The organism is Enterovirga rhinocerotis (assembly GCF_004363955.1).
Lineage (GTDB): Bacteria > Pseudomonadota > Alphaproteobacteria > Rhizobiales > Beijerinckiaceae > Enterovirga > Enterovirga rhinocerotis.
The window spans coordinates 1,101,297-1,121,349 of record NZ_SNZR01000011.1; the positions used below are offsets into that span (position 1 = coordinate 1,101,297).

Here is a 20,053-nt window from a genome sequence, read left to right on the forward strand (position 1 = left end):
AGGGCAGCGCTCCGGAACGCCAAGCCGGAGCGGGGAGTTGCGTCGGGCCGGCCGGAGGCCTACCGCCCCGCCGATGACCTGGTTCATTCTCTTCGTCGCGGGCCTGTTCGAGATCGGCTGGGCCATCGGCCTGAAATACACCGAGGGCTTCACACGCCCCATCCCCACCATCCTGACGCTTGTCTGCATGGTGGCGAGCGTCCTGCTTCTCGGCGTCGCGCTGAAGACCCTGCCGGTGGGGACCGGCTATGCGGTCTGGACGGGAATCGGCACCGTCGGCACCGCGATCCTCGGCATGATCCTGTTCGGCGATCCGGCGACGATCCTGCGCATCGCCTGCATCGGCCTGATCCTCGCGGGCATCATCGGCCTCAAGGTCGTCAGCTAGCCGCCGCTCCTACGACAGCGACCGGGCCATGGCCTGAACCGTCTCGGCCGTGCTCGGCAGGCCGGCGGTCTCCTCGGCCGTGATGGCGGCGGCCTCCCGGACCTGCTCGAGCGTGTGCTCGGAGGTGATGAAGAAGCGCAGGCGAGCGAGGCGCTCCTCGACGGCGGGGTGGAGGATCGGCATCGCGTTGATGCCGCGCTTGGCGAGGCGATCGGCGAGGGTCGCGGCCTTCAGCGATTCGCCGAGGATCACCGGCGTGATGGCGAGCCCCATGCTGTCGCCGGCATCGAGCCCGTGCGCGCGGCAGGCGGAAAGGAAGGCGGCGCCGTTCTCGTGCAGCCGCCGCACGCGGTCCGGCTCCCGCAGCATGATGCGAAGCGCCGTATGGCTCGCGGCCGCGACCGGCGGGGAGAGGCCGACGCTGAAGACGAAGGCGCCGACGCTCGTGCGGATGAAATCCGTCAGCGGGCGGGGCCCGGCGATGTAGCCGCCCGCGCCCGCCAGCGTCTTCGACAGCGTCCCCATCCAGATGTCGACGAGGCGCGGATCGAGCCGCGCATGTTCGGCGAGGCCCCGACCGGTCGTGCCGAGCACGCCGAGGCCGTGGGCGTCGTCCACCATCAGCCAGGCGCCGAAGCGCTGCTTGATCTCGATCAGACGCGCGAGGTCGGGCGCGTCCCCGTCCATGCTGTAGAGACCCTCGACGATGATCAGGCAGCGCGTATGGCTGCCCCTGAGGCCGGTCAGCAGCCGGACCAGCTCGTCGAGGTCGTTGTGCGGGAAGGCGCGCCGGGTGGCGCCGGAAAGCTGCGCGCCGAGATAGATCGAGTTATGCGCGAGCTGGTCGTAGACGACGAGATCGCGCGGGCCGACGATCGCCCCGATCGTGCCGACATTGGTCGCGTGGCCGCTGACCATGGCGACGCAATCCTCGGCGCCGTACAGCTCGGCGAGCGCGGCTTCCAGCTCCCGGTGGATCGGGCGCTCGCCCGCGACGAGCCGGGAGGCGGAGGTCGAGGTGCCGTAGCGGTCGATGGCTGCCTTGGCGGCGTCCTGCACCTCCGGATGCCCGTTCAGGCCGAGATAGTCGTAGGAGCCGAAATTCAGATAGGTCCGGTTGCCGATCAGCGTCTCGGCGCCGGCCCGCTCCTCGTGGACCCGGAAGAACGGATTGCCGAGCCCGATCATCTCCGCGAAGGAGCGCTGCGTCTGCAGCTCGCGATAGCCCGGCAGCGTCGTGAAGTCGGTCGCGCCCGGGGGGATCGGGATCGGCCGCTCGCGGACGGGGCCCGGCGCGCTCTTGCGCGCGAGCCGGGCGAGAAGGGCTTCCTTGTCGCCGGCGGTGAGCCGCCGGCTCCGTTCGTCGCTCAATGGGTCAGGCCCTTCACGTCCTTCGAGCGCGTCGCCAGAACCTCCGCCACGGTCGCGGCGCCGTCCTGGTCATAGGCGAGGCCGGCATGCCGGTCGTTGACCGACTGGACGGCGCGGGCCGCATCGTCCGCCTGTCCGGCCGAGACGATGGCGATGATCTGGTCGGCGAGCCCGAGCGTCGTCATCGCGGCGACCGAACCGGTGGGCGGATCGTCGAGGCCGAGCCTGTCCTGAAGCGCGGAGGCGAGTTCGAAGGCCATCAGCGAATCGAGGCCGAGTTCGCCGAGCCGCTTGGTCATCGCGATGTCCTGGCGCGGAACGCGGAGCACGGCCGCGATCTCCTCGACGATCGTCTCGGCCACGCGCTTGCGCACCGCCTCCTCGGGCTCGCTCGCGAGGAGCGCGCGCAGGTCGATGCTCTTGCGCTCGCCCGTCTCCGCCGTACCGCCTTCGCGCATCAGGCTCGCGAAGGTCGGCGAGGCGAGAGCCGGAAGGCGCCGCGCCGCGTTCCAGTCGAGCGAGCCCACCGCCATCACGGCGGGGCTCGTCGCCGGATCGGCGGACAGGGCCTGCGCCATCAGGTCGAGCGCCTCGCGGGCCGGCATGCCGATGACGCCGACGCGCTTGGCGAGTGCCTCGGCGAGCCCCTTCTTCCGGGCCAGCACGCCGACATCCGAGATCGCACCCCAGGCGAGGGCGAGCCCCGGGAGCCCCTTCTCGCGGCGCCGCCGGGCGAGGCCTTCGAGATAGGCGTTCGCCGCCACATAGGCGCCCTGGCCGGGATTGCCGATGAAGGTCGTGATCGAGGAGAAGAAGACGAGGTAATCGAGCGCCATCCCCGAGGTGAGGCGGTCGAGATGATCGGCCCCCGCGACCTTCGGGGGCAGGACGCGGTCGAGCTGCTCGGCCGTGAGATTGGCGGCCAGGCCGTCCTCCAGCACCATCGCGGCATGCAGGATGCCGGCGAGCGGGGGCATCTCCGCCGCGATCTCGTCGAGGGCCCGTCTCACCGAACGCTCGTTGCCGATGTCGCACCGGATCGCGCGGAGCGAGACGCCGCGCGCCTCGAGTTCCGCGACGAGCGCGGCCGCGTCTTCGCTCGCGGCGCCGGAGCGGCCGAGAAGAGCGAGATGGCGCACGCCGCGATCGACGAGCCAGCGCGCGGCTTCGAGGCCGAACCCGCCGAAGCCGCCGGTGATGAGATGCGTGCGGTCCGGATCGAAGGCGAAGGGCCGGTTCTCGACGACCGGCATCGGCCGCTGCGGCGGCCGCACGAGGATCTTCCCGACATGGCCGGATTGCTGCATCAGCCGGAAGGCCTCGGTCGTCTCGCCTTCGCCGAAGACGCGGTAGGGCAGGGGCCGGAACTCGCCCGCCTCGAACAGGGCCATGATCTCGGCGAAGATGCCGCTCGCCTGGTCGCGGTCCGAGAGCAGCTGGTCGACGTCGACGCCGAAATAGCTGAGGTTGCGTTTGAAGGGGCGCAGGCCGATCCGGGTGTTGGCGACGTAGTCGCGCTTGCCGAGCTCGATGAAGCGCCCGAAGGGCTTCAAGGTCGCGATGGAGCGCTCCATCGCCTCGCCCGAAAGGCTGTTCAGCACCACCTCGACGCCCTGGCGGCGGATGCGCCGGATGTCGTCGGCGAAGGCCGTGGAGCGCGAATTGAGCACATGCTCGACGCCGAGCGCGCGCAGGAGATCGCGCTTCTCGCGCGAGCCCGCCGTCGCGACGACCGTCGCGCCGCGCCATTGCGCGATCTGGATCGCGGCGAGCCCGACCCCGCCCGCGGCGCCGTGGATGAGCACCCAGTCGCCCGCCTTCAGGCGGCCGAGCGTGACGAGGCCGTAATAGGCGGTGAGGAAGGCGACCGGGACGCCCGCGCCGGCTTCCGTCGTCCAGTCGGCCGGGACCGGCATGACGACGCCTTCCGGCACGCAGACGCTGGACGAAAAGGCGGAGGGCGCGAAGGCGAGGACGCGATCGCCGGGCTGAAAGCGTGTCGCGCCCGGACCGACGCGGCGGATGCGGCCGGCGCATTCGAGACCGAGCGTCGGCCCCGCGAAACCGTCCTCCAGGATGTCGTCCGGCAGGAGCGACATCGCCCACATCACGTCGCGGAAGTTGAGGCCGGTCGCCTCGACCTCGATCTCGACCTCGCCGGCCTTCGGCGCGGACGCCTCGGCCGGCGCCCAGGCAAGGCCCGACAGGCCGCCCGCCGATCCGCGCTCCAGCTTCAGCGAGGTGGTCGTCCGCGCGCCCTTCGGCTCGCGCATCGCAAGCGGGATGAAGCGGAGGCAACGCGTTCCGTCCGGCCCGATCTCGATGTCGCTCTCGGTCTGGGGCGTCAGGAGCAGGGCCGCGAGCGTCGCCGCGGCGATCTCGGGGGCGCAGGCCCGCGAGACCTCGATGCGCCGGATGGTGATCGCCGGCATCTCGTTGGCGAGGGTGCGGGCGAAGGCGAGGAGGCCCGATGCGACCGGATCGGCCGCCTGGCCGGCGGCCTCGCCGGCGGAGGCGACGACCCAGAGTTCGCCCTTGTTGCGCGGGCAGAGTTCGGCCGTCTTCAGCAGCGCGAGGATCGCATCGTTCAGCGTCCTGACGTTGTCCCTCGCGGCTTCCGGATCGAAACAGGCGACGGTGATCGTCCCCGCCGGCAGAGGGACCTCGTCCGCCGAGGACCGGCCGCCCGGCCCGATCTCGACGTCATGGCCGTCCAGCGCCTCGGCGAGTCTTTGCGACAGCCGCCCGGCCCGCTGCTCGACGAGCGGGCGGATGAGGATGCGGCTCGGTTCGGCCACCGGCTCGTCCCGAGCCTCGCCGGCTGCGGCGACGAGCAGGGTCGCCTCCTCGGCTTCCGTCGCGAGGGCTGTCGCCGATGGGTCGCGGAAGCCGGCCAGCGACAGCGCGTCCGACCATTCCGCCGCGTTCCGGAGGGGGCTGACCGCGCCGGTGCCGAACCAGTCGGTCCCGAGACCGAGCACGAGATCGCGGAACAGCGACGGTTCGGGCTCGACGGCGATGAGGAGGCCGCCCGGCGCGAGCGCCTGGCGCAGGGCCGGCAGGAGCGCGCCCGCGCGTTCGGGCCGATGGAGCCCGGCCGCCGAGACGATGAGATCGAAGCCGCCCGCCGGCAGGGCGTCGAGCGCGTCGGCGAAGGCCACATGCCCGCCGTCGAGGGACAGTCGTGCCCGCTCGATGCGGCGCGCGTCGAGATCGAGGATCGTCAGCCTCGCGCCCGCCTCGCGCGCCTTCAGCGACAGGCCGAAGGCGAGGGGAGAAAAGCCGACCTGAAGGATGCGCAGGCCCGGCGTCGCGGCGGAGAGCAATCCGGTCGCGTCGAGCAGGCGGTCGATCGCGTCGCCTGCCGCGCGCACGGCGATGCCGCCGAGTTCGAAGCCATCGACGAAGGCGATGGCGGGAGGCGCGGCCTCGCCCGAGGCGGTCCCGTCCGGCGTCCAGGCCGTGAGGCGGCTCGCGAGCAGCAACTCGGCCGAACGCGACGGATGGTCGGAGGCGAGCGTGCGCAGCACCATGTCGGCGGCCGGCAGTCCCTCCTTGGCGGCGAGGCGCCAGCCGTCCTCGGCTTCCTCGGCGAGCCCGTGTCCCGCGAGGGCATGGAGGATGGCGGTGGCCCAGGACGCCGTCGCCTCGTCGAGCGCGACGAGCCGGTCGCGGCCGAGGTGGTCCGATCCGGCGATGCGCCGCAGGATGGCGAGCCCGGCCGCGACGGCCCAGGCATCGAGCAGCATCTGATCGTCGGTCCGGCGATCGTCGGCCTCGTCCGCTGTCGCGGCCGCGGCGAGGATCGCCTCCACGGTGACGGCGAGGCCGGGACGGCCGATGGCGCCTGCGTCGATCGGCACCCATTCCGCCGCCAGGGCCTTCTCGCCGAGCGAGGAGCCGCGCTGGATCCGCGCCGCCTGGAAGCGGGCATCGGCGATCCGGCCGATCGGCAGGCCCTCGCCGTCGAGCAGGGTGAAGTCGGCGAGGATCGAGCCCTCGCCCGCCTTCGTGATCTCGATCAGCGCCCCCGCGAGCGGCACGCCGCGGCGGTAGAGGCGGATCGCGCCGAAGCGCACGGGAATATACGCCATGCCCCGGCCGGCGGCCCCGAGCCGGGCGAAGAGCGAGAACAGGCCGTGGAAACAGGCGTCGAGCCGGGCGGGGTCGATGCCGTAGCGCGGATCGGTCGTCTCGGCCGGTTCGAGATCGACGAGGAGCCGGTCGTCCACCGTGCGGCCGACCGACCGCAGCAGGCGGAAGGCCGGGCCGTAATGGAGGCCGACGGATTCGGCGGCCTGGTAGATCGCCTCCGCGCCGATCGTCTCGACGATCTCGGGCCGGCCGGCCTCGACCGCCTCCGGCTCGCCGGCCGTCAGATGCGCCGCCGCGTGGCTCGTCCAGCCGCCGCGCGCCAGCCGGGGACGGCTCAGGATCTCGAGGGTCGAGGTCGCGGGCGAGAAGCGGGTCTTCAGCTCGCGGCTGCGATCGGCCTCGATCGGGAGCGGCTGCGAGATGTCGAGTTCGAGCAGCGCGGCGTCGTCCGACCCGAACCATTCGCGCGCGGCCTCGAGCGCGATCTCGACGAAGGCGGCACCGGGCAGGATCGCCTGGGCGCCGACACGGTGATCCGCGAGTTCCGGCAGAATGGTGCTGTCGAGGAGGCCCGACCATTCGGTCGTGTCGACGCTTCCGCGCGCGCCGAGCAGCGCATGCCAGCGGGTGTTGAGGATCGAGGCCTGGGATTCCGTCGTCTCGACCGGGCGGAACTCCCGGCGCGCCCAGGCATAGCGCGGCAGGGTCACGGTGCGGCTCGGCTTCGGGCCGAAGAGCCGGTCGAGCTCGATATTCGCGCCGCGTGTGAAGGCCGAGAGCACGGCCGGGCGGATCGGATCGCTGTCCTCGGGCTTCTCGTGCCGCTCGAGCACGCCGAGCGTGGTGCAGGGCAGGCCCGTCGTCTCCAGCACCTCGTTGAGGTTCGACAGGAGGATGCTGCGCGGGCCGATCTCGACGAAAATCCGGGCGCCGAGGCGGGCGGCGCGCTCGGCCGCTGTCGCGAACAGGACCGGATCGCGGACGTTGTGCCACCAGTAGTCGGGGCCGAGCGGGCCGTCGACCACATCGCCCGTGACCGTCGAGATCATCGGGATCGACGGCGCGCGACCCTCGATCGGCGCGAGGTCCGCGATCAGCGGGGCCCGGACGTCGTCGATCAGCCAGCAATGGAAGGGGTAGTCGAGATCGAGCTGCCGGGCGGCGATCCGGCGCTGGCGCGTGACCCGGATCAACTCCTCGACCGATTCGGTCAGGCCGGACACGGTGAAGGCCCGCGGCGCGTTCTCGGCGGCGAGCGTCAGGCCGCCGATCTCGGCGCAGAGCGCCTCGACCTGCTCGCGCTGCGCGGCGACGACCGCCATGCGTCCCGCGTCGCGCGCGATCTCCTGGCGCGTGCTGCGCGCCTGGATCACAGCGATCGATTCGCGGAGCGTCAGCGCGCCCGACACGGCGGCGGCGGCGATCTCGCCGACGCTGTGGCCGAGGGTGAAGGCGGGCTCGAGCCCCTCCGCCCGCAAGGCGCGCGCGACCGAGATCTGCGTCGCGAAGATCAGGGGCTGGGCGATGTGGGTGAGGCGAAGGCGCTGTTCGAGATCCTCGGCGAGGAGCGCCTCCGTGACCGACCAGCCGAAATCGGAATCGAAGATCGCATCGATCTCGTCGAAGGTCTCGCGGAACCGGCGGCTCGTGGCGTAGGCGCCGCGGCCCATGCCCGGCCACTGGCCGCCATTGCCCGAGAACACGAAGGCGACCGGGGCCTTGGCTTCGGTGACGGCACCGCGCGTGATGCCGGGGATGTCGGCTTCCTTGTCGGCGAAGCGCTGGAGCTTCCGGACGAGGTCGCGCGGCGAATCCCACTGGATGACGGTGCGCTCGGGGAGGAGTTCGCGCTGATGCGCGGCGGCGGCGGCGGCTTCCGACGTCGCATCGATGCCGGTCGTCGCCAGCGTGTCGGCATAGCCCCGGGCGAGGTCGCGCAGCGAGGCATCCGTCGCGGCCGAAAGCGGAAAGAGGTCCGACTGGTAGCGGACGGCCTTGCCGTTCTTCGTCTTCGCGGGGAGGGGATCGGCGAGGACGACATGGGCGTTCGTGCCGCCGAAGCCGAAGGAGTTCACGCCGGCATAGCGGACCGCCCCGTTCCGAGGGATCGCGGTGGGCTCGGTGCAGACCGCGAGGTTCAACTCGTCGAAGGCGATGTCGGGATTGGGCTCGTCGAAATTGACGGAGGGAGGCAGGCGATCGTGCTCGAGCGCCAGCATCGCCTTCAGGACGCCCGCCAGACCGGAGCCGGGCTCGAGATGGCCGATATTGGACTTGATCGACCCGACCAGCAGCTTTTCGGACCGGCCCTGGCCGATCACCTTGCCGATCACCGAAGCCTCGATGGGATCGCCGACCCGCGTGCCGGTCCCGTGGGCCTCGATGAAGGCGACGTCGTCCGGCGCGATATTGGCCCGGCGATACACGTCGCGGAGCAACTGCTCCTGCGCATAGGGGGAGGGCAGGGCGATCCCGTTGGTGCGCCCGTCCGAATTGACCCCCGACGCGACGATGCGGCTGTGGACTCGGTTGTCGTCAGCCGCGGCCTTGGCGGCGCTGCGCAGCACGAGGACGACGCCGCCTTCCGCCCGGACATAGCCGTCGGCCTTGGCGTCGAAGGTCCGGCAGAGCCCGCCGGGCGAGAGCATCGAGGCCTGGGAGAAGAGGATGAAGCCGAAGGGCGACAGGAGGACGTTCACACCGCCGACGATGGCCGTGTCGATCACGCCCGAGCGGAGGGCGGAGAGGGCCTGGTGCAGCGCCACGAGCGAGGACGAGCAGGCGGTGTCGACCGTGAAGCTCGGGCCGTGCAGGTCGAACGCGTGGGAGATGCGGTTCGAGACGATCGAGAGCGCGCCGCCGGTCGCGGTGTAGCCGTCGACGCTCGCGATGTCCGCGTTGCGGATGTTCTGGTACTCGGTCGAGGAGGCGCCCACGAAGACGCCGACATTGGTCCCGGCGATGTCGGAGCGGCGGATGCCGGCATCCTCCAGGGCCTCCCAGGTCAGTTCGAGCAGGATGCGCTGCTGCGGATCGGTCTGCTCGGCCTCGCGCGGCGACATGCCGAAGACGGACGGATCGAAGCTCCAGACGTCGTCGATCGTCCCGGCCGACCAGACGTAGCTCTTGCCCGCCTCGCGCTGTCGCGGATGGCCGTGCTTCGCCAGAGCCCAGCGGTCGTCCGGGACCCGGCCGATCGAACAGCGGCCGGCGAGGAGATTGGCCCACAGATCCTCGACGGATGCAGCGCCGGGAAGGCGACACGATCGGCCGACGACGACGACATCGCTAGGCTGGCCCAGTTTCCGCATCTGCCCCTGCATCGATCGGCTCGCCACATGTCGTCCGAGCCAGGCCCCGTATCCGGAGTCGGGATCGCACAGACGATGTCCCCACGGTCTGCCGCAGCCGCCTCGTGTAACGCCTCCGCCACAGCGCAGCAACACTGTCGGCGGAAGCGGTATCCTCACCCCTTAGAGGGTGGTGATGTATGGATTAAGGCAGATGCCGCCCAAGTTGTGGGCGTTCTGCGTCCAGCCTCGGACGAGATGACGCAGGGGGCGGGAACCGCAAAGCTATCTCGGGGTTCTCAAAACAGGCCGAATCTCCGGCACCTACTGCGAGGAACCAATGATTGGCTGGGCTCTGACATTTCTGGTGGTGGCGCTCGTCGCCGCGGTCCTCGGCTTCGGCGGCATCGCAGGAACCGCGGTCGAGATCGCGAAGCTGATCTTCTTCGTCGCCATCGTCCTGTTCGCCATCTCGGCGGTGGTCGGGTTGATGCGAGGCCGTTCGCCGACGGTGTAGGATCGCGGCGACCGGGACACCGAAGGCCGGAGGCGGTACCGCCTCCGGCCTTCGTTTTTTGTGATCGGCTTCGTCCGTCCGGGTCGATCAGCCGGCCGCCTGAAGGGCGGCCCGGGTCATGTTGTCGGGGCCGAGATCCCCGACATCGTCGACCGCGAGCAGGTTCGCGAGCCGCGAGCGGGCCCGGTTGACCCGGCTCTTGATGGTGCCGACGGCGCATTCGCAGATCGCTGCGGCCTCCTCGTAGGAAAAGCCCGATGCGCCCACGAGCAGGAGCGCTTCGCGCTGTTCTGCCGGAAGCTTCGCCAGAGCGCTTCTGAAATCCTCGAAGTCGAGCCGCGCGCCTTGCTCGGGCTGCGTCTTGAGCCGGCCGGCATAGGAGCCGTCCGGGTCCTCGACCTCCCGTCGCCGCTTCCGGTATTCGGAATGGAACAGGTTGCGCAGGATGGTGAAAAGCCAGGCGTTGAGGTTCGTCCCCCGCTCGAACCGGTCGATATGGGAGAGCGCCCGCAGCAGCGTGTCCTGGACGAGGTCGTCCGCGCGATCGACCTGGCCGCAAAGCGATATGGCGAAGGCACGAAGGCTCGGCACGGCGCCCAGGAGAGCGTCGCGGATTTCGGGTTCGGGACCCGACGTCACGCCTCGTCCCCCGATGAGGGCTGGCCGAGGCGGGCGAGGATCTGCGTCAGCCGGTCCGGAACCGGCTGCTCGGAGAGTTCCCCGTACATCGCACGCAGCTTGTCGCCGATCTGAGCCTGGATGACCCGGTCCAGGGACGGACCTTTGCCTAATCGTTGAACCGCCCCGTTCACCGCGGCATTAGGGTTCGCGCCCCGCTTCGCCGAACTCACCATCCCCACCCCGAACTGACCGTAACGAACGGCCCTAAACGCCGTCGGCATGGCAATGGTTCCAGCCCGGCCGGAACATTTCCGTCGCTTGCGGGTTGGGGACGGATTGACTACCACGTCAACAACTTCTCTCTCTTCATTGCCCGAGGCTTTTGGATGTCGCCAGCACAGCTCGTGGTGCAATACCTCCCGTATCTTCGTCGTTATGCGCGTGCTCTCACCGGAAGCCAGGTCGCGGGAGACGCTTACGTCGCGGCGACGCTCGAAACTCTGGTCAGCGACCCCGCCGCGATCGGTCCGCATTCGAACGTCAAGGTTTCCCTGTTCCAGGTCTTTACTCGGATCTGGAATTCGCTGGCGGTGAACGGGGAGAACGAGCCGGCAGGCCGCGATCTCCCGGCCGAGATCCGGCTGGGTCAGATCACGGCGCTGCCCCGCCAGGCCTTCCTGCTGTCGAGCCTCGAAGGCTTCTCGGAGGAGGAGGCGGCCGTCATCCTCGATGCGAGCGTGGACCGCGTGCGCGAACTCGTCGACGAGGCCGGCCGCGAGCTGGCGGCGGACATCGCGACCGACATCATGATCATCGAGGACGAGCCCCTCATCGCGATGGATCTCGAATCCCTCGTCGAAGGCCTCGGCCACCGGGTCACCGGCGTCGCCCGCACGCGCACCGAGGCCGTCGAACTGGCGAGCTCGAAGCGTCCCGGTCTGATCCTCGCCGATATCCAGCTCGCCGATGGCAGCTCGGGCCTCGACGCGGTGAACGACCTCCTGCAGACCTTCGAAGTGCCCGTGATCTTCATCACCGCCTATCCGGAGCGCTTCCTCACGGGCGAACGGCCCGAGCCGGCCTTCCTCATCGCGAAGCCGTTCCAGCCGGCGAACGTCTCGGCGGTCATCAGCCAGGCGCTGTTCTTCCAGCAGACAGCCCGGCGGCGCGAGCGCGCCGCCTGAGGCCGCATTCCGCGGGGGAACTTCGCCCCCATGGTTGCGTTTGATCCCCGCTCAATCAGCGGGGGCGGATCATGCGGGACGGACGGACGTTGCTGTCGATCGGAGCGGTCTCGGCCGTTCTCGCCGCGTTGGTCCCCGGCGTCCTCGCCCCGAACGCGACGCCGCTGGGCTCGATCGATCGCGATGCGGTCGCCTCGCCCGTCCTCATGTCGGCCTTGGAACGTCCCGCCGAGCTTCCTGCGGCGACTCCCACGGCGCCGGATCGGCAGCCTCCGGTGACGAGGGCGAAGCCGGATGCGTCGGCTTCCGTGCCGCCCGGTTGCGAGCGTCTCGTCAGCTCCCTCGCGCGGTCCGTCGCATCCCGCACCATCAGCCGCTGCATCACCTGATCGGTGCGCTGGTCGGTAGAGACCGGACATCCCGTTGGACCATGCAGTCGGGATGACGAAGCGCTTCGACGGATCGCTGCCGGCGCGGATAGGCCGCGCCGATCCGCGACCAACGCCCTTCCGACATCCTGATCGAGGAACGGTTGCCGGGACACCGTACCGTCGGGCGTGGGCATGAGCCACGCGCGGCATTCGCGGCCCGGACCAGCGACGGCCGACATCTGAGCGAGGGGTAGCCTCCGCCCGCGATCACGCCTCGGCGGATCACCTCCAGCTGAGCAGCCGCATCCGCCCGGCGCGCCTGTCAGCCAAGAAAAAGGGCGTGACCGCTGTCGCAGTCACGCCCGAGAAGGTGCCGGCCGATGGGGGCAAAGCGGGGCCGGTTGACTTAAGAACGAATCGAGCCTGCGAAAGGTTCCGCAAGCCGACCGCTTTTCTTGGACCCCCTCAAAATTGCTCGGCGGGCTGGCGAGGGTGTCCCGATGCCTGTCCGCCCTTTCGCCCGGCTTCGGAGGCGAGTTCGCGATCCTGCGAGAACGAGCGCTTCTCGGCAGGCACGCTCCGTCCTCCTTTGCTCGCGATCTCGCGCTGACGCATTTCGTCCATCGATGCGAAGCCGCGTGTCGATGTCAGATGGCCTCTCGGCATTCGTTCCTCCTCGATTGCGATGGTGGTCAACGAGGAGGCGAACGGCCTAGTTCCCGCAAATCCGCCCGCCCGCCATTGACGCAGCGCAGCAAATCTCTACATCTCACCCATCCGGTGTCAGCGGTCGACGAGATCGCTTGATCGGGGCTGCGTGACGCCCGCACCAAGCGGCCGGCCCCCTCTTCATTCGCCGGTCCTCCCGGAATGCCCCGATCACGCGGGCAGCCACGATGAAGACGCGCGGCTTTCGGCCGCCCGGCTCGTTTTGAAAGACTCCCATCCTTTGACAAGTTTCCAGCAATTCGGACTTGCGGCGCCGATCCTGAAGGCGCTCGAGGAAGAGGGCTACGAGAGCCCGACTCCGATCCAGTCCAAGGCCATCCCCGACGTCATGGCAGGCCGCGACCTGCAAGGCATCGCCCAGACCGGCACCGGCAAGACGGCGGCCTTTGCGCTGCCGATCCTGCATCGTCTCGCCGCCGATCCGAAGCGGCCGCAGCCGCGCTCGGCTCGCGTGCTCGTCCTCAGCCCGACCCGCGAACTCGCGAGCCAGATCGCTGAGAGCTTCCGCAGCTACGGCCGGCATCTGCGCCTGTCGACCACCGTCGTCTTCGGCGGCGTGCCGATCGGCCGCCAGCAGCGCGCTCTCGCGGGCGGCGTCGACGTTCTCGTCGCGACGCCGGGGCGGCTGCTCGACCTCATCGACCAGCGCAGCCTGACCCTTCAGGGCGTCGAGATCCTCGTCCTCGACGAGGCCGACCAGATGCTCGATCTCGGCTTCATCCATGCGCTCCGGCGCATCGTGACGCTCGTGCCGACGAAGCGGCAGACGCTGTTCTTCTCGGCGACGATGCCGAAATCGATCGAGCAGCTCTCGGCGCAGTTCATCACCGATCCCGTCAAGGTCGCGGTGACGCCCGTCGCGACCACTGCCGAGCGCATCGCCCAGAGCGTGATGTTCGTCTCGCAGGGCGACAAGCCGGTCCTGCTGCGCGACGTCCTCACGGCGCGCGAGATCGATCGCGTGCTCGTCTTCACCCGCACCAAGCACGGCGCCGACCGGGTCGTCACCCAGCTCGACCGGTCCGGCATCCGGGCCGCGGCGATCCACGGCAACAAGAGCCAGGGCCAGCGCGAGCGCGCGCTCGCCGATTTCAAGGCCGGGCGCAACCGTGTCCTCGTCGCGACCGACATCGCCGCGCGCGGCATCGACGTCGACGGCGTCTCCCATGTCGTCAATTTCGACCTTCCGAACGTGCCCGAGAGCTACGTCCACCGCATCGGCCGGACGGCGCGCGCCGGCGCGGAAGGGGAGGCGATCTCCTTTTGCAACCAGGAAGAGCGGGCCTATCTGCGCGACATCGAGAAGCTGACGCGGCTCAAGGTTCCGGAGGCCGACTACCCGGCGGGCTTCGTTCCGTCCGAGTCGCCGTCGCGGCCGGTCGAAGAGCCTGCCCGTGCGCCGCGCGGCCGCGGACAGCGCCAAGGCCAGGGCCAGGGCCAAGGGCGGCCCGGCAATGGCGGCGGCCGTCCGAAGCCGGCGGCTCAGCGGTCCGAGTCCGGTCCGGCTCGCGATCGGCGCGAAGGCCAGGGTCACGAACGGACCCCCGGTCCCGCGCAGGCGCGCGGTGGCGGCAGGCCCTCGCGCGGCAACGCCTCGACGGCGGGGCAGGGCGGCGGGCGCCGCGAAGGCGGCGACATCGCCTGGATCCAGCGCAGCGGTCCGCGCTCCCCGCGCTGAGCATGGTGCGGGAGAGCGGAATCCGCTCTCCCGACAACAAAAGCGTGATCCGGCGGGAGGCGATCGTTTCGCGATCTTTACGCCCGGCGCAATCGGCCCGACATTGGCGTCGCCGATGAAGGGCCGATCCGTTCCGTCAGGGGCGGACGCGCGGGGGTGAGCGATGGCGAACGACGGTCAGGGCTCGGCGGGGCCGAGCTTCTCCCAGCCCGGCGGCTCGTTCCCCGACCCGGCCTCGCCGGGCGGCAATCCCGACGGCTTCGGCGGCTTCGCCTCGAACGAGGCTGCGGGCGAGGGCAGCTTCACGCAGACGACCCATGTGTCCTGGGGTCAGAAGCTGATGGAGTCGATCGTCGGCGTCGGCATCGGCTTCCTCATGGTCTTCGCCATGGGCGTGCTCCTGTTCTGGAACGAGGGTCGGGCGGTCCGGACGGAAAAGTCCCTCAGCGAGGGTGCCTCGGTCGTCGTGCGGGCCGATGCCGGCAGGATCGACCCGGCCAACGAAGGCAAGCTCGTCTACGTCCAGGGCGATCTCTCCGCGCCGGACGCCGTCGCCGATTCCGCGCTCGGCATCCGCGCCAAGGCGGCGCGCCTCGTCCGCCATGTCGAGATGTACCAGTGGAAGGAGGAGAGCCGCACCGAGACCAAGAAGAATCTCGGCGGCAGCGAGGAGCGGACCACCACCTACACCTATTCGCGAGTGTGGTCGGACCGGCGGATCGACTCGTCGCGCTTCCACGACCAGGGCGGACGCCAGAACCCGCAGATGCGCTTTTCCGCCTTCGAGGCGACGGCGGCGGATGCGACGCTCGGCGCCTTCCGCCCCGGCGCTCAGGCGCTCGGTAGGCTGCCGGCGAACGAGGCCAAACCCATCCCGGCCGACGCCGCCGCGACCCTCGCGCAGAATGCGGGCCTCGGCCCGACGCAGGTCGTCGACGGCGCGCTCTATCTCGGTCAGAACCCGGCCGATCCGCGCGTCGGCGATCTCCGCATCACCTACAAGATCGCTCCCCTCGGTCCGGCGAGCTTCATCGGCCGCCAATCCGGTTCGGACCTCCAGGAATATCAGACGAAGGCGGGCGACAGGTTGCTGCTCGCCAGCACGGGCAAGGTCGCGCCGGAGGCGATGTTCGCCCAGGCCGAGGCCGAGAACCGGATGATCACCTGGCTGCTGCGCCTCGTCGGCACGATCTTCATGTTCGTCGGGTTCCTGCTGATCCTGCGCCCGCTCGCCGTTCTCGGCGACGTCGTGCCGTTCATCGGCTCGATTCTCGGCGCGGGCACCGCCCTCGCGGCCCTGGCCCTGACGATGGTCGCGGCGCCGCTGGTGATCGCGCTCGCCTGGTTCTTCTTCCGCCCGCTCGTCTCGGTCCTGGTCCTCGCGGTCGGCGCGGCTGCCGTCTACGGCCTCGGCGTGCTGGCCCGGAAGCGGCGCGAGGCCAAGGGCGGGGTGTTCGCGCCAGGCACCGCGCCGGTGGGGTGAGCTCTCGCTTCTCCCCTTGCGGGAGAAGTCGAGTCGCGCGTCAGCGCGACCGGATGAGGGGTTCGCGACACGCCGACGACGGAGCCGAGTACCCCTCACCCGGCCGACGCCTTCGGCGTCGCTCGACCTCTCCCGCAAGGGGAGAGGTGTCAGCAAGCGCGTCAGAACGCCTTGAACGTGATCACCGTCCGGGTATCGGCGATATCGGGCAGGGATTGCACGTTCTCGGCGACGAAATGGCCGATATCGACGTCGTCCTCGATGTGGAACTTGGCCAGGATGTCGTAATTCCCCGCCGTCGAATAGATTTCCGAGGCGATTTCCCGGTCGGCGAGCGCGCTCGCGACCGGATAGGTCTTGCCGAGCTTGCATTTGATCTCGACGAAGAAGGTCTGCATCCGGAGAAGTCCTGACAGCGGTTCGCGGCGCCGATCCGGGCCGCGCGTGGCGTTCACTCGATCACAACGCGGCTGATCTGTCATCACGCCGGGCGGCGACCGCCATGGCGAGGACGACGTCGACGAGCGCGGCGCGAAGGCGCGCATTCCACTCCGCCCGGCCGGGCCTGCGGCTGCGCCCGGGCCGCGCCGCCCGCAGCCGCGGCTCCCTCGGGATGTGGACGAACAGGGCGGCCGCGTGCTGTCCCAGCGCGCGGAAATAGGCCGCGTTGCAGAGGTAGCGGCCGGCATCGCGGGAGAGGCGCACAGGCAGGCCGCGCCGGCGGACGGAGTGCAGCGCGCCTAGGGTCCCGGCGCGCGTGCGTCTCGCCTCGGCGGTTCGCCGCACGCCCCCGACCGGAGCAGCGGTCTCGCCGGCGACGTCCGGGAACAGGGTCGAGCGGCGCGAGGTCGCCCGGGTCTCGATCCGCACCCAGGGCGTCCGCGCCGCGACGCCGATCAGCAGGACGATGTCCGGGCGGTCCGCGAGACGCGGATCGAGTTCGCCCGGCAGCGTCGCATAGGCGGTGGTGAGGATCCGGCACAGCGGCGCGATCCCGTGCAGCTTGAGGCGGGGCGACGCGGCGACGGCCCGGGCCAGAGCGGCGCTCGGATTGCGCGGCATGGTCGGGAAGGGGCCGAAGCCGGCGACGAGAAGGCGCATCAGAGCCCGATCAGGCCCGCAAGCTCGTCCGCCCCGGCGGCGGGCGAGAGCGCTCCGTTCGCGACGGCCGATTCGAGTTCGGGCAGGCGCCCGCGCACGATGGGGCTTGCCCGCATGTGGTCGCGCAGGCGCTCCTCGACCATGGCCCACATCCAGCGCGTATTCTGGGTCCGGCGCTTCTCGGCCAGCGCGCCCGTCGCCTCCATCTTGGCGCGGTGAGCGAGCACGGCCTTCCAGAGGTCGGCGAGGCCCATCTCGACGAGGCCGGAGACGAGGAGGACGGGCGGCATCCAGGGCGCACCGGGCGGGATCAGGATGCGGAGCGCCGCGCGGTATTCGGCGGCGGCGGTCGCGGCGCGTTCGGCGCCCGGCCCGTCGGCCTTGTTGACGGCGATGATGTCGGCGAGTTCGATCACGCCCTTCTTGATGCCCTGCAATTCGTCCCCCGCGCCCGGCAGAGCCAGGACGAGGAAGGTGTCGGTGAGTTCGGAGACCGCCGTCTCCGACTGGCCGACGCCGACCGTCTCGACGAGGATCGCGTCGAACCCGGCCGCCTCGCAGAGCAGCATGGCTTCGCGCGTCTTCGCCGCGACGCCGCCGAGCGTGCCGGAGGAGGGGGAGGGCCGCACGAAGGCCTCCGGCTCGATGGCGAGACGCGCCATGCGGGTCTTGTCGCCGAGGATCGCGCCGCCCGTGCGGCGGGAGCTCGGATCGACGGCGAGCACCGCGACCTTGAGCCCCTGTTCGACGAGATGGGCGCCGAGGGAGTCGATCATCGTCGATTTGCCGACGCCCGGAACGCCCGTGATGCCGACGCGGATCGCGCGTCCCGTGCGCGGCATCAACGCGTCGAGGAGCTTGCGGGCGGCGGCGCGGTCGTCGGCGCGTTTCGATTCGACGAGCGTGATCGCCCGGGCGAGGGCCGAACGGTCGCCCGCGGCGACGGCATCCGGATCGGGTGGAAGGCGGCGGCTCATGCGCCGCTTGTGCCGTGTCCGGGCCGTTCCGTCGAGGCGCGGTGGGTCGGCGTGCGGAGGCCGGCGGTCACGCGGGCCGGCCCTGGCGGCCGAGAACGGGCGCGAGCGCCGCGATCGAGAGCGCCAGCGCGACGGCGAACAGCAACTCGTGCGACCCGGTCCTGGCGAAGAGCGGAGCCATGAGGAGCCCCGTCACCGCCTGGGCGAGGGCGAAGGCGGCCGTCGTCCGTGCCCAGATGGCGCCGACGGCCGGGCCGGCGAGATCGCGCGCGCGGGCGAGCGTGACGGCCGTCAGGCCCACCGAGGCGAAGCCGCCGAGGAAGGCCGAGAGCAGCAACGCGGGTCCGGAGGGCACGAAGGCGAGCGCGACGGCGGCGACCTGAAGCAGCAGCCAGATCCGGTAGGCGGTGAGAGACCCGACGCGATCGGCGACGCGGCCGCCGAGGAGGGGGCCGGTCAAGCCTCCGATCGCGAAGGCGAGGAAGGTCGCGGCGCCATAGGTCAGCGGGAGCCCTCGGCCGCGGACCGCGAAATCCGACAGATAGACCATGTGCGGCACGAACCCGGCCGCCGAGAACCCGTAGGACAGGACCAGTGTCGCCGTGCCGGCCGGCAACGCGTCCTTCGTGATCGTCACCGGCGCGTCGGGCCAGACCTGCCGCGCGACCAGCCACAGGACGAGGACGAGGGCCGCAAGGCCGAGCCATGTCGCCGCGACCCCGGCGGAGAGGAGCGCCGGCACGCCGAAGGCGCCGACGACGCAGCCCGTCCCGACGCCGGTCATGAGGATGCCGCCGGCAAGGCCGCGCCGGTTCGGGGCGACGGATCCCTGCACGGCCGGGCCGGCCACGACCATCAGGATGCCTCCGGCGATCCCGGCGAGGCAGCGGCAGGCCGCGAGCCAGGCGGCGCCGCCGTTCCAGCCGCAGCCCGCGAAGGCGAGGACGACGAGGACCATGCCGAGATCGAGGGCGCGCGTGGTCCCGATCCGCTGGGCGATGCGGCGGGCGACGAGGACGCCGATCAGGTATCCGGCGAGGTTCAGCGCGCCGAGCAGCCCGGCCTCGCCGCCGCTGACCCAGCCCGCCGAGACCATGGCGGGAAACAGCGGCACATAGGCGAAGCGGGCGAGGCCGAGGCCGGAAAAGGTCGCGCTCGCGCCGGCGAAGGCCGGAAGGAGGCTGTTCGTCGGAGGCTCGGCCGGGATCGTGCTCACCGGCCTACCTTCCCGAAGGCGCGACCCTGCGTCCAGGGCGCCCGGTGCATGGCAGGGAAGGCGACGAGGCCGTGATGCGATGCAGTACGGCAGCGCAGGCGGACACTCCCCTGGTGGGGGAGGGTCGGACCGAAGGTCCGGGGTGGGGTGATGCGCGGTCGATGTGTCGAAGAGGTTGGACGTGGGGAGAGGTGGTTTCACCCCACCCCGCCGGCTCTGCCGGCGACCCTCCCCCTCCAGGGGAGGGTGGGGGCGGTCGTCAGGCTTCCATGCCGATCCGGCCCCAGCCCGGCAGCTTCAGCGCCGGCCGGCGGATGTCGAGGCCCGTGACGAGGCCGAGCACGTTCATCTCGATCCCCTCGACCCAGCCGATCGCCAGGCCCAGGAATCCGCCGAGCTGCACCTGGAAGCCGGTATGGCTCGGCGTCGGGCCGACCACGTCGTCGAAGGCGTGGAAATCCTTGCCGAGCGCCGTCGGCGGCAGCGCGACCTGCAGTTCGGGCACGCGTGAGACGACGAAGGCGACGAAGGTGTTGGAGTTCGGTCCAGGCCAGACCCGGTAATCACCCCAGTTGCGATAGGGGTATTCGGCGATGGCCTGGGCGATCTTCGGGATCAGCCTGTCGGCCTCCGCGCCGTCGATCGCGAGGACGACGTCCGGCGTGTTGCCGAACCAGCGCGCATCGGCGGGCCAGCCGTCCGAGCGGACGGGCGAACCCCAGCCGACCTTGTCGAAACGCGCATAGCGCGCGGCCCCCTCAGGCTTGATCACGATCCAGCTGTGATGGGCGAAGATGCCTTTCCAGCGCCCGGTACGCGCGGCGTAGATGCGGATCAGCGCCGGCTGGTGCGCCGTCGCCTGCGGCAGGATCCGCGCGCTCGACCAATCGGCGCTGCGCCAATCGGGCGCGAGCCCGTCGCGCGTCGACCACCATACGGCGTGGGTCGCGAGCGGCAGGATGAAGAGGATCAGGAAGGCGGCGAGAAGGCGGAGCAGCATCGAAGGGCCAAGCGGGGCAGCCAGATATGGGC

Annotated in this window: 16 protein-coding genes; 6 read left to right on the plus strand and 10 right to left on the minus strand. The window is 70.7% G+C overall.

Annotation, left to right across the window (positions count from 1 at the left end; all coding sequences use genetic code 11):
* Positions 1–73 precede the first annotated feature (73 nt).
* Positions 74–388, plus strand: a complete 315-nt coding sequence (gene sugE / locus EV668_RS05830) for a quaternary ammonium compound efflux SMR transporter SugE (protein ID WP_133768866.1) — start codon at positions 74–76, stop codon at positions 386–388.
* Positions 389–397: 9 nt separating this feature from the next.
* Here the strand turns inward: sugE and EV668_RS05835 are convergent, their stop codons facing one another.
* Entirely contained in the window at positions 398–1,759 is a 1,362-nt protein-coding gene (locus tag EV668_RS05835; RefSeq protein ID WP_245512873.1) for an aminotransferase class I/II-fold pyridoxal phosphate-dependent enzyme, read from the minus strand.
* Entirely contained in the window at positions 1,756–9,192 is a 7,437-nt protein-coding gene (locus EV668_RS05840) for a type I polyketide synthase (protein ID WP_245512875.1), read from the minus strand. The genes EV668_RS05835 and EV668_RS05840 overlap by 4 nt, the downstream gene beginning before the upstream one ends.
* Positions 9,193–9,484: 292 nt before the next feature.
* Between EV668_RS05840 and EV668_RS05845 the strand changes: the two genes are divergently transcribed.
* A complete protein-coding gene (locus EV668_RS05845; RefSeq protein WP_133768867.1) occupies positions 9,485–9,661 on the plus strand; it encodes a DUF1328 domain-containing protein in 177 nt (58 codons plus the stop codon).
* A gap of 87 nt (positions 9,662–9,748) precedes the next feature.
* Here the strand turns inward: EV668_RS05845 and EV668_RS05850 are convergent, their stop codons facing one another.
* The gene (locus EV668_RS05850) at positions 9,749–10,300 is read right to left on the minus strand and encodes a sigma-70 family RNA polymerase sigma factor (protein WP_133768868.1); all 552 of its coding nucleotides are present in this window, start codon (positions 10,298–10,300) and stop codon (positions 9,749–9,751) included.
* Positions 10,297–10,563: a NepR family anti-sigma factor gene (locus EV668_RS05855; protein WP_133768869.1), complete on the minus strand. Its 267-nt coding sequence runs from the start codon at positions 10,561–10,563 to the stop codon at positions 10,297–10,299. The genes EV668_RS05850 and EV668_RS05855 overlap by 4 nt, the downstream gene beginning before the upstream one ends.
* Positions 10,564–10,668: 105 nt before the next feature.
* Here EV668_RS05855 and EV668_RS05860 point away from each other — a divergent pair, with 105 nt between their 5' ends.
* Both EV668_RS05860 and EV668_RS05865 read left to right on the plus strand, forming a co-directional pair.
* Complete coding sequence (locus EV668_RS05860; protein WP_133768870.1) at positions 10,669–11,466, plus strand: response regulator; 798 nt, start codon at positions 10,669–10,671, stop codon at positions 11,464–11,466.
* Positions 11,467–11,537: 71 nt separating this feature from the next.
* Positions 11,538–11,855, plus strand: a complete 318-nt coding sequence (locus tag EV668_RS05865; protein WP_133768871.1) for a hypothetical protein — start codon at positions 11,538–11,540, stop codon at positions 11,853–11,855.
* Between the two features lie 447 nt (positions 11,856–12,302).
* Here EV668_RS05865 and EV668_RS05870 read toward each other — a convergent pair whose 3' ends face one another.
* Positions 12,303–12,503 carry a con-10 family general stress protein gene (locus tag EV668_RS05870; protein WP_133768872.1) on the minus strand — a complete coding sequence of 67 codons (201 nt, stop codon included), beginning with the start codon at positions 12,501–12,503 and terminating at the stop codon, positions 12,303–12,305.
* A 283-nt stretch (positions 12,504–12,786) separates the two neighbouring features.
* Here EV668_RS05870 and EV668_RS05875 point away from each other — a divergent pair, with 283 nt between their 5' ends.
* Together EV668_RS05875 and EV668_RS05880 are read left to right on the plus strand one after the other, a co-directional pair.
* A complete protein-coding gene (locus tag EV668_RS05875) occupies positions 12,787–14,244 on the plus strand; it encodes a DEAD/DEAH box helicase (RefSeq protein ID WP_133768873.1) in 1,458 nt (485 codons plus the stop codon).
* A 163-nt stretch (positions 14,245–14,407) separates the two neighbouring features.
* A complete protein-coding gene (locus EV668_RS05880) occupies positions 14,408–15,727 on the plus strand; it encodes a TMEM43 family protein (RefSeq protein ID WP_133768874.1) in 1,320 nt (439 codons plus the stop codon).
* A 161-nt stretch (positions 15,728–15,888) separates the two neighbouring features.
* Here the strand turns inward: EV668_RS05880 and EV668_RS05885 are convergent, their stop codons facing one another.
* The 5 genes from EV668_RS05885 to EV668_RS05905 all read right to left on the minus strand — a co-directional run bounded on the left by EV668_RS05885 (position 15,889) and on the right by EV668_RS05905 (position 20,021).
* Positions 15,889–16,125, minus strand: coding sequence for an Lrp/AsnC ligand binding domain-containing protein (locus EV668_RS05885; protein ID WP_133768875.1), 237 nt, complete (start codon positions 16,123–16,125; stop codon positions 15,889–15,891).
* A gap of 61 nt (positions 16,126–16,186) precedes the next feature.
* The gene (locus EV668_RS05890) at positions 16,187–16,828 is read right to left on the minus strand and encodes a pyroglutamyl-peptidase I family protein (RefSeq protein ID WP_245512877.1); all 642 of its coding nucleotides are present in this window, start codon (positions 16,826–16,828) and stop codon (positions 16,187–16,189) included.
* Positions 16,828–17,805 (minus strand): methylmalonyl Co-A mutase-associated GTPase MeaB, encoded by a 978-nt coding sequence (gene meaB / locus EV668_RS05895; protein WP_133768876.1) that lies wholly within the window; start codon positions 17,803–17,805, stop codon positions 16,828–16,830. Before meaB ends, EV668_RS05890 begins: the two co-directional genes overlap by 1 nt.
* 67 nt (positions 17,806–17,872) lie before the next feature.
* The gene (locus EV668_RS05900; RefSeq protein WP_166652353.1) at positions 17,873–19,021 is read right to left on the minus strand and encodes a YbfB/YjiJ family MFS transporter; all 1,149 of its coding nucleotides are present in this window, start codon (positions 19,019–19,021) and stop codon (positions 17,873–17,875) included.
* Between the two features lie 259 nt (positions 19,022–19,280).
* Complete coding sequence (locus EV668_RS05905) at positions 19,281–20,021, minus strand: DUF3750 domain-containing protein (RefSeq protein WP_133768878.1); 741 nt, start codon at positions 20,019–20,021, stop codon at positions 19,281–19,283.
* Between the last annotated feature and the right edge of the window lie 32 nt (positions 20,022–20,053).

What these genes read in the sequence shown, in the direction of transcription:
- EV668_RS05905 (WP_133768878.1), bottom strand. Translation starts at nt 20,021, where the DNA reads ATGCTGCTCCGCCTTCTCGCCGCCTTCCTGATCCTCTTCATCCTGCCG.
- meaB (WP_133768876.1), bottom strand. Translation starts at nt 17,805, where the DNA reads ATGAGCCGCCGCCTTCCACCCGATCCGGATGCCGTCGCCGCGGGCGAC.
- EV668_RS05865 (WP_133768871.1), top strand. Translation starts at nt 11,538, where the DNA reads ATGCGGGACGGACGGACGTTGCTGTCGATCGGAGCGGTCTCGGCCGTT.
- EV668_RS05860 (WP_133768870.1), top strand. Translation starts at nt 10,669, where the DNA reads ATGTCGCCAGCACAGCTCGTGGTGCAATACCTCCCGTATCTTCGTCGT.
- EV668_RS05885 (WP_133768875.1), bottom strand. Translation starts at nt 16,125, where the DNA reads ATGCAGACCTTCTTCGTCGAGATCAAATGCAAGCTCGGCAAGACCTAT.
- EV668_RS05855 (WP_133768869.1), bottom strand. Translation starts at nt 10,563, where the DNA reads ATGCCGACGGCGTTTAGGGCCGTTCGTTACGGTCAGTTCGGGGTGGGG.
- EV668_RS05870 (WP_133768872.1), bottom strand. Translation starts at nt 12,503, where the DNA reads ATGCCGAGAGGCCATCTGACATCGACACGCGGCTTCGCATCGATGGAC.
- EV668_RS05880 (WP_133768874.1), top strand. Translation starts at nt 14,408, where the DNA reads ATGGCGAACGACGGTCAGGGCTCGGCGGGGCCGAGCTTCTCCCAGCCC.
- EV668_RS05890 (WP_245512877.1), bottom strand. Translation starts at nt 16,828, where the DNA reads ATGCGCCTTCTCGTCGCCGGCTTCGGCCCCTTCCCGACCATGCCGCGC.
- EV668_RS05845 (WP_133768867.1), top strand. Translation starts at nt 9,485, where the DNA reads ATGATTGGCTGGGCTCTGACATTTCTGGTGGTGGCGCTCGTCGCCGCG.
- sugE (WP_133768866.1), top strand. Translation starts at nt 74, where the DNA reads ATGACCTGGTTCATTCTCTTCGTCGCGGGCCTGTTCGAGATCGGCTGG.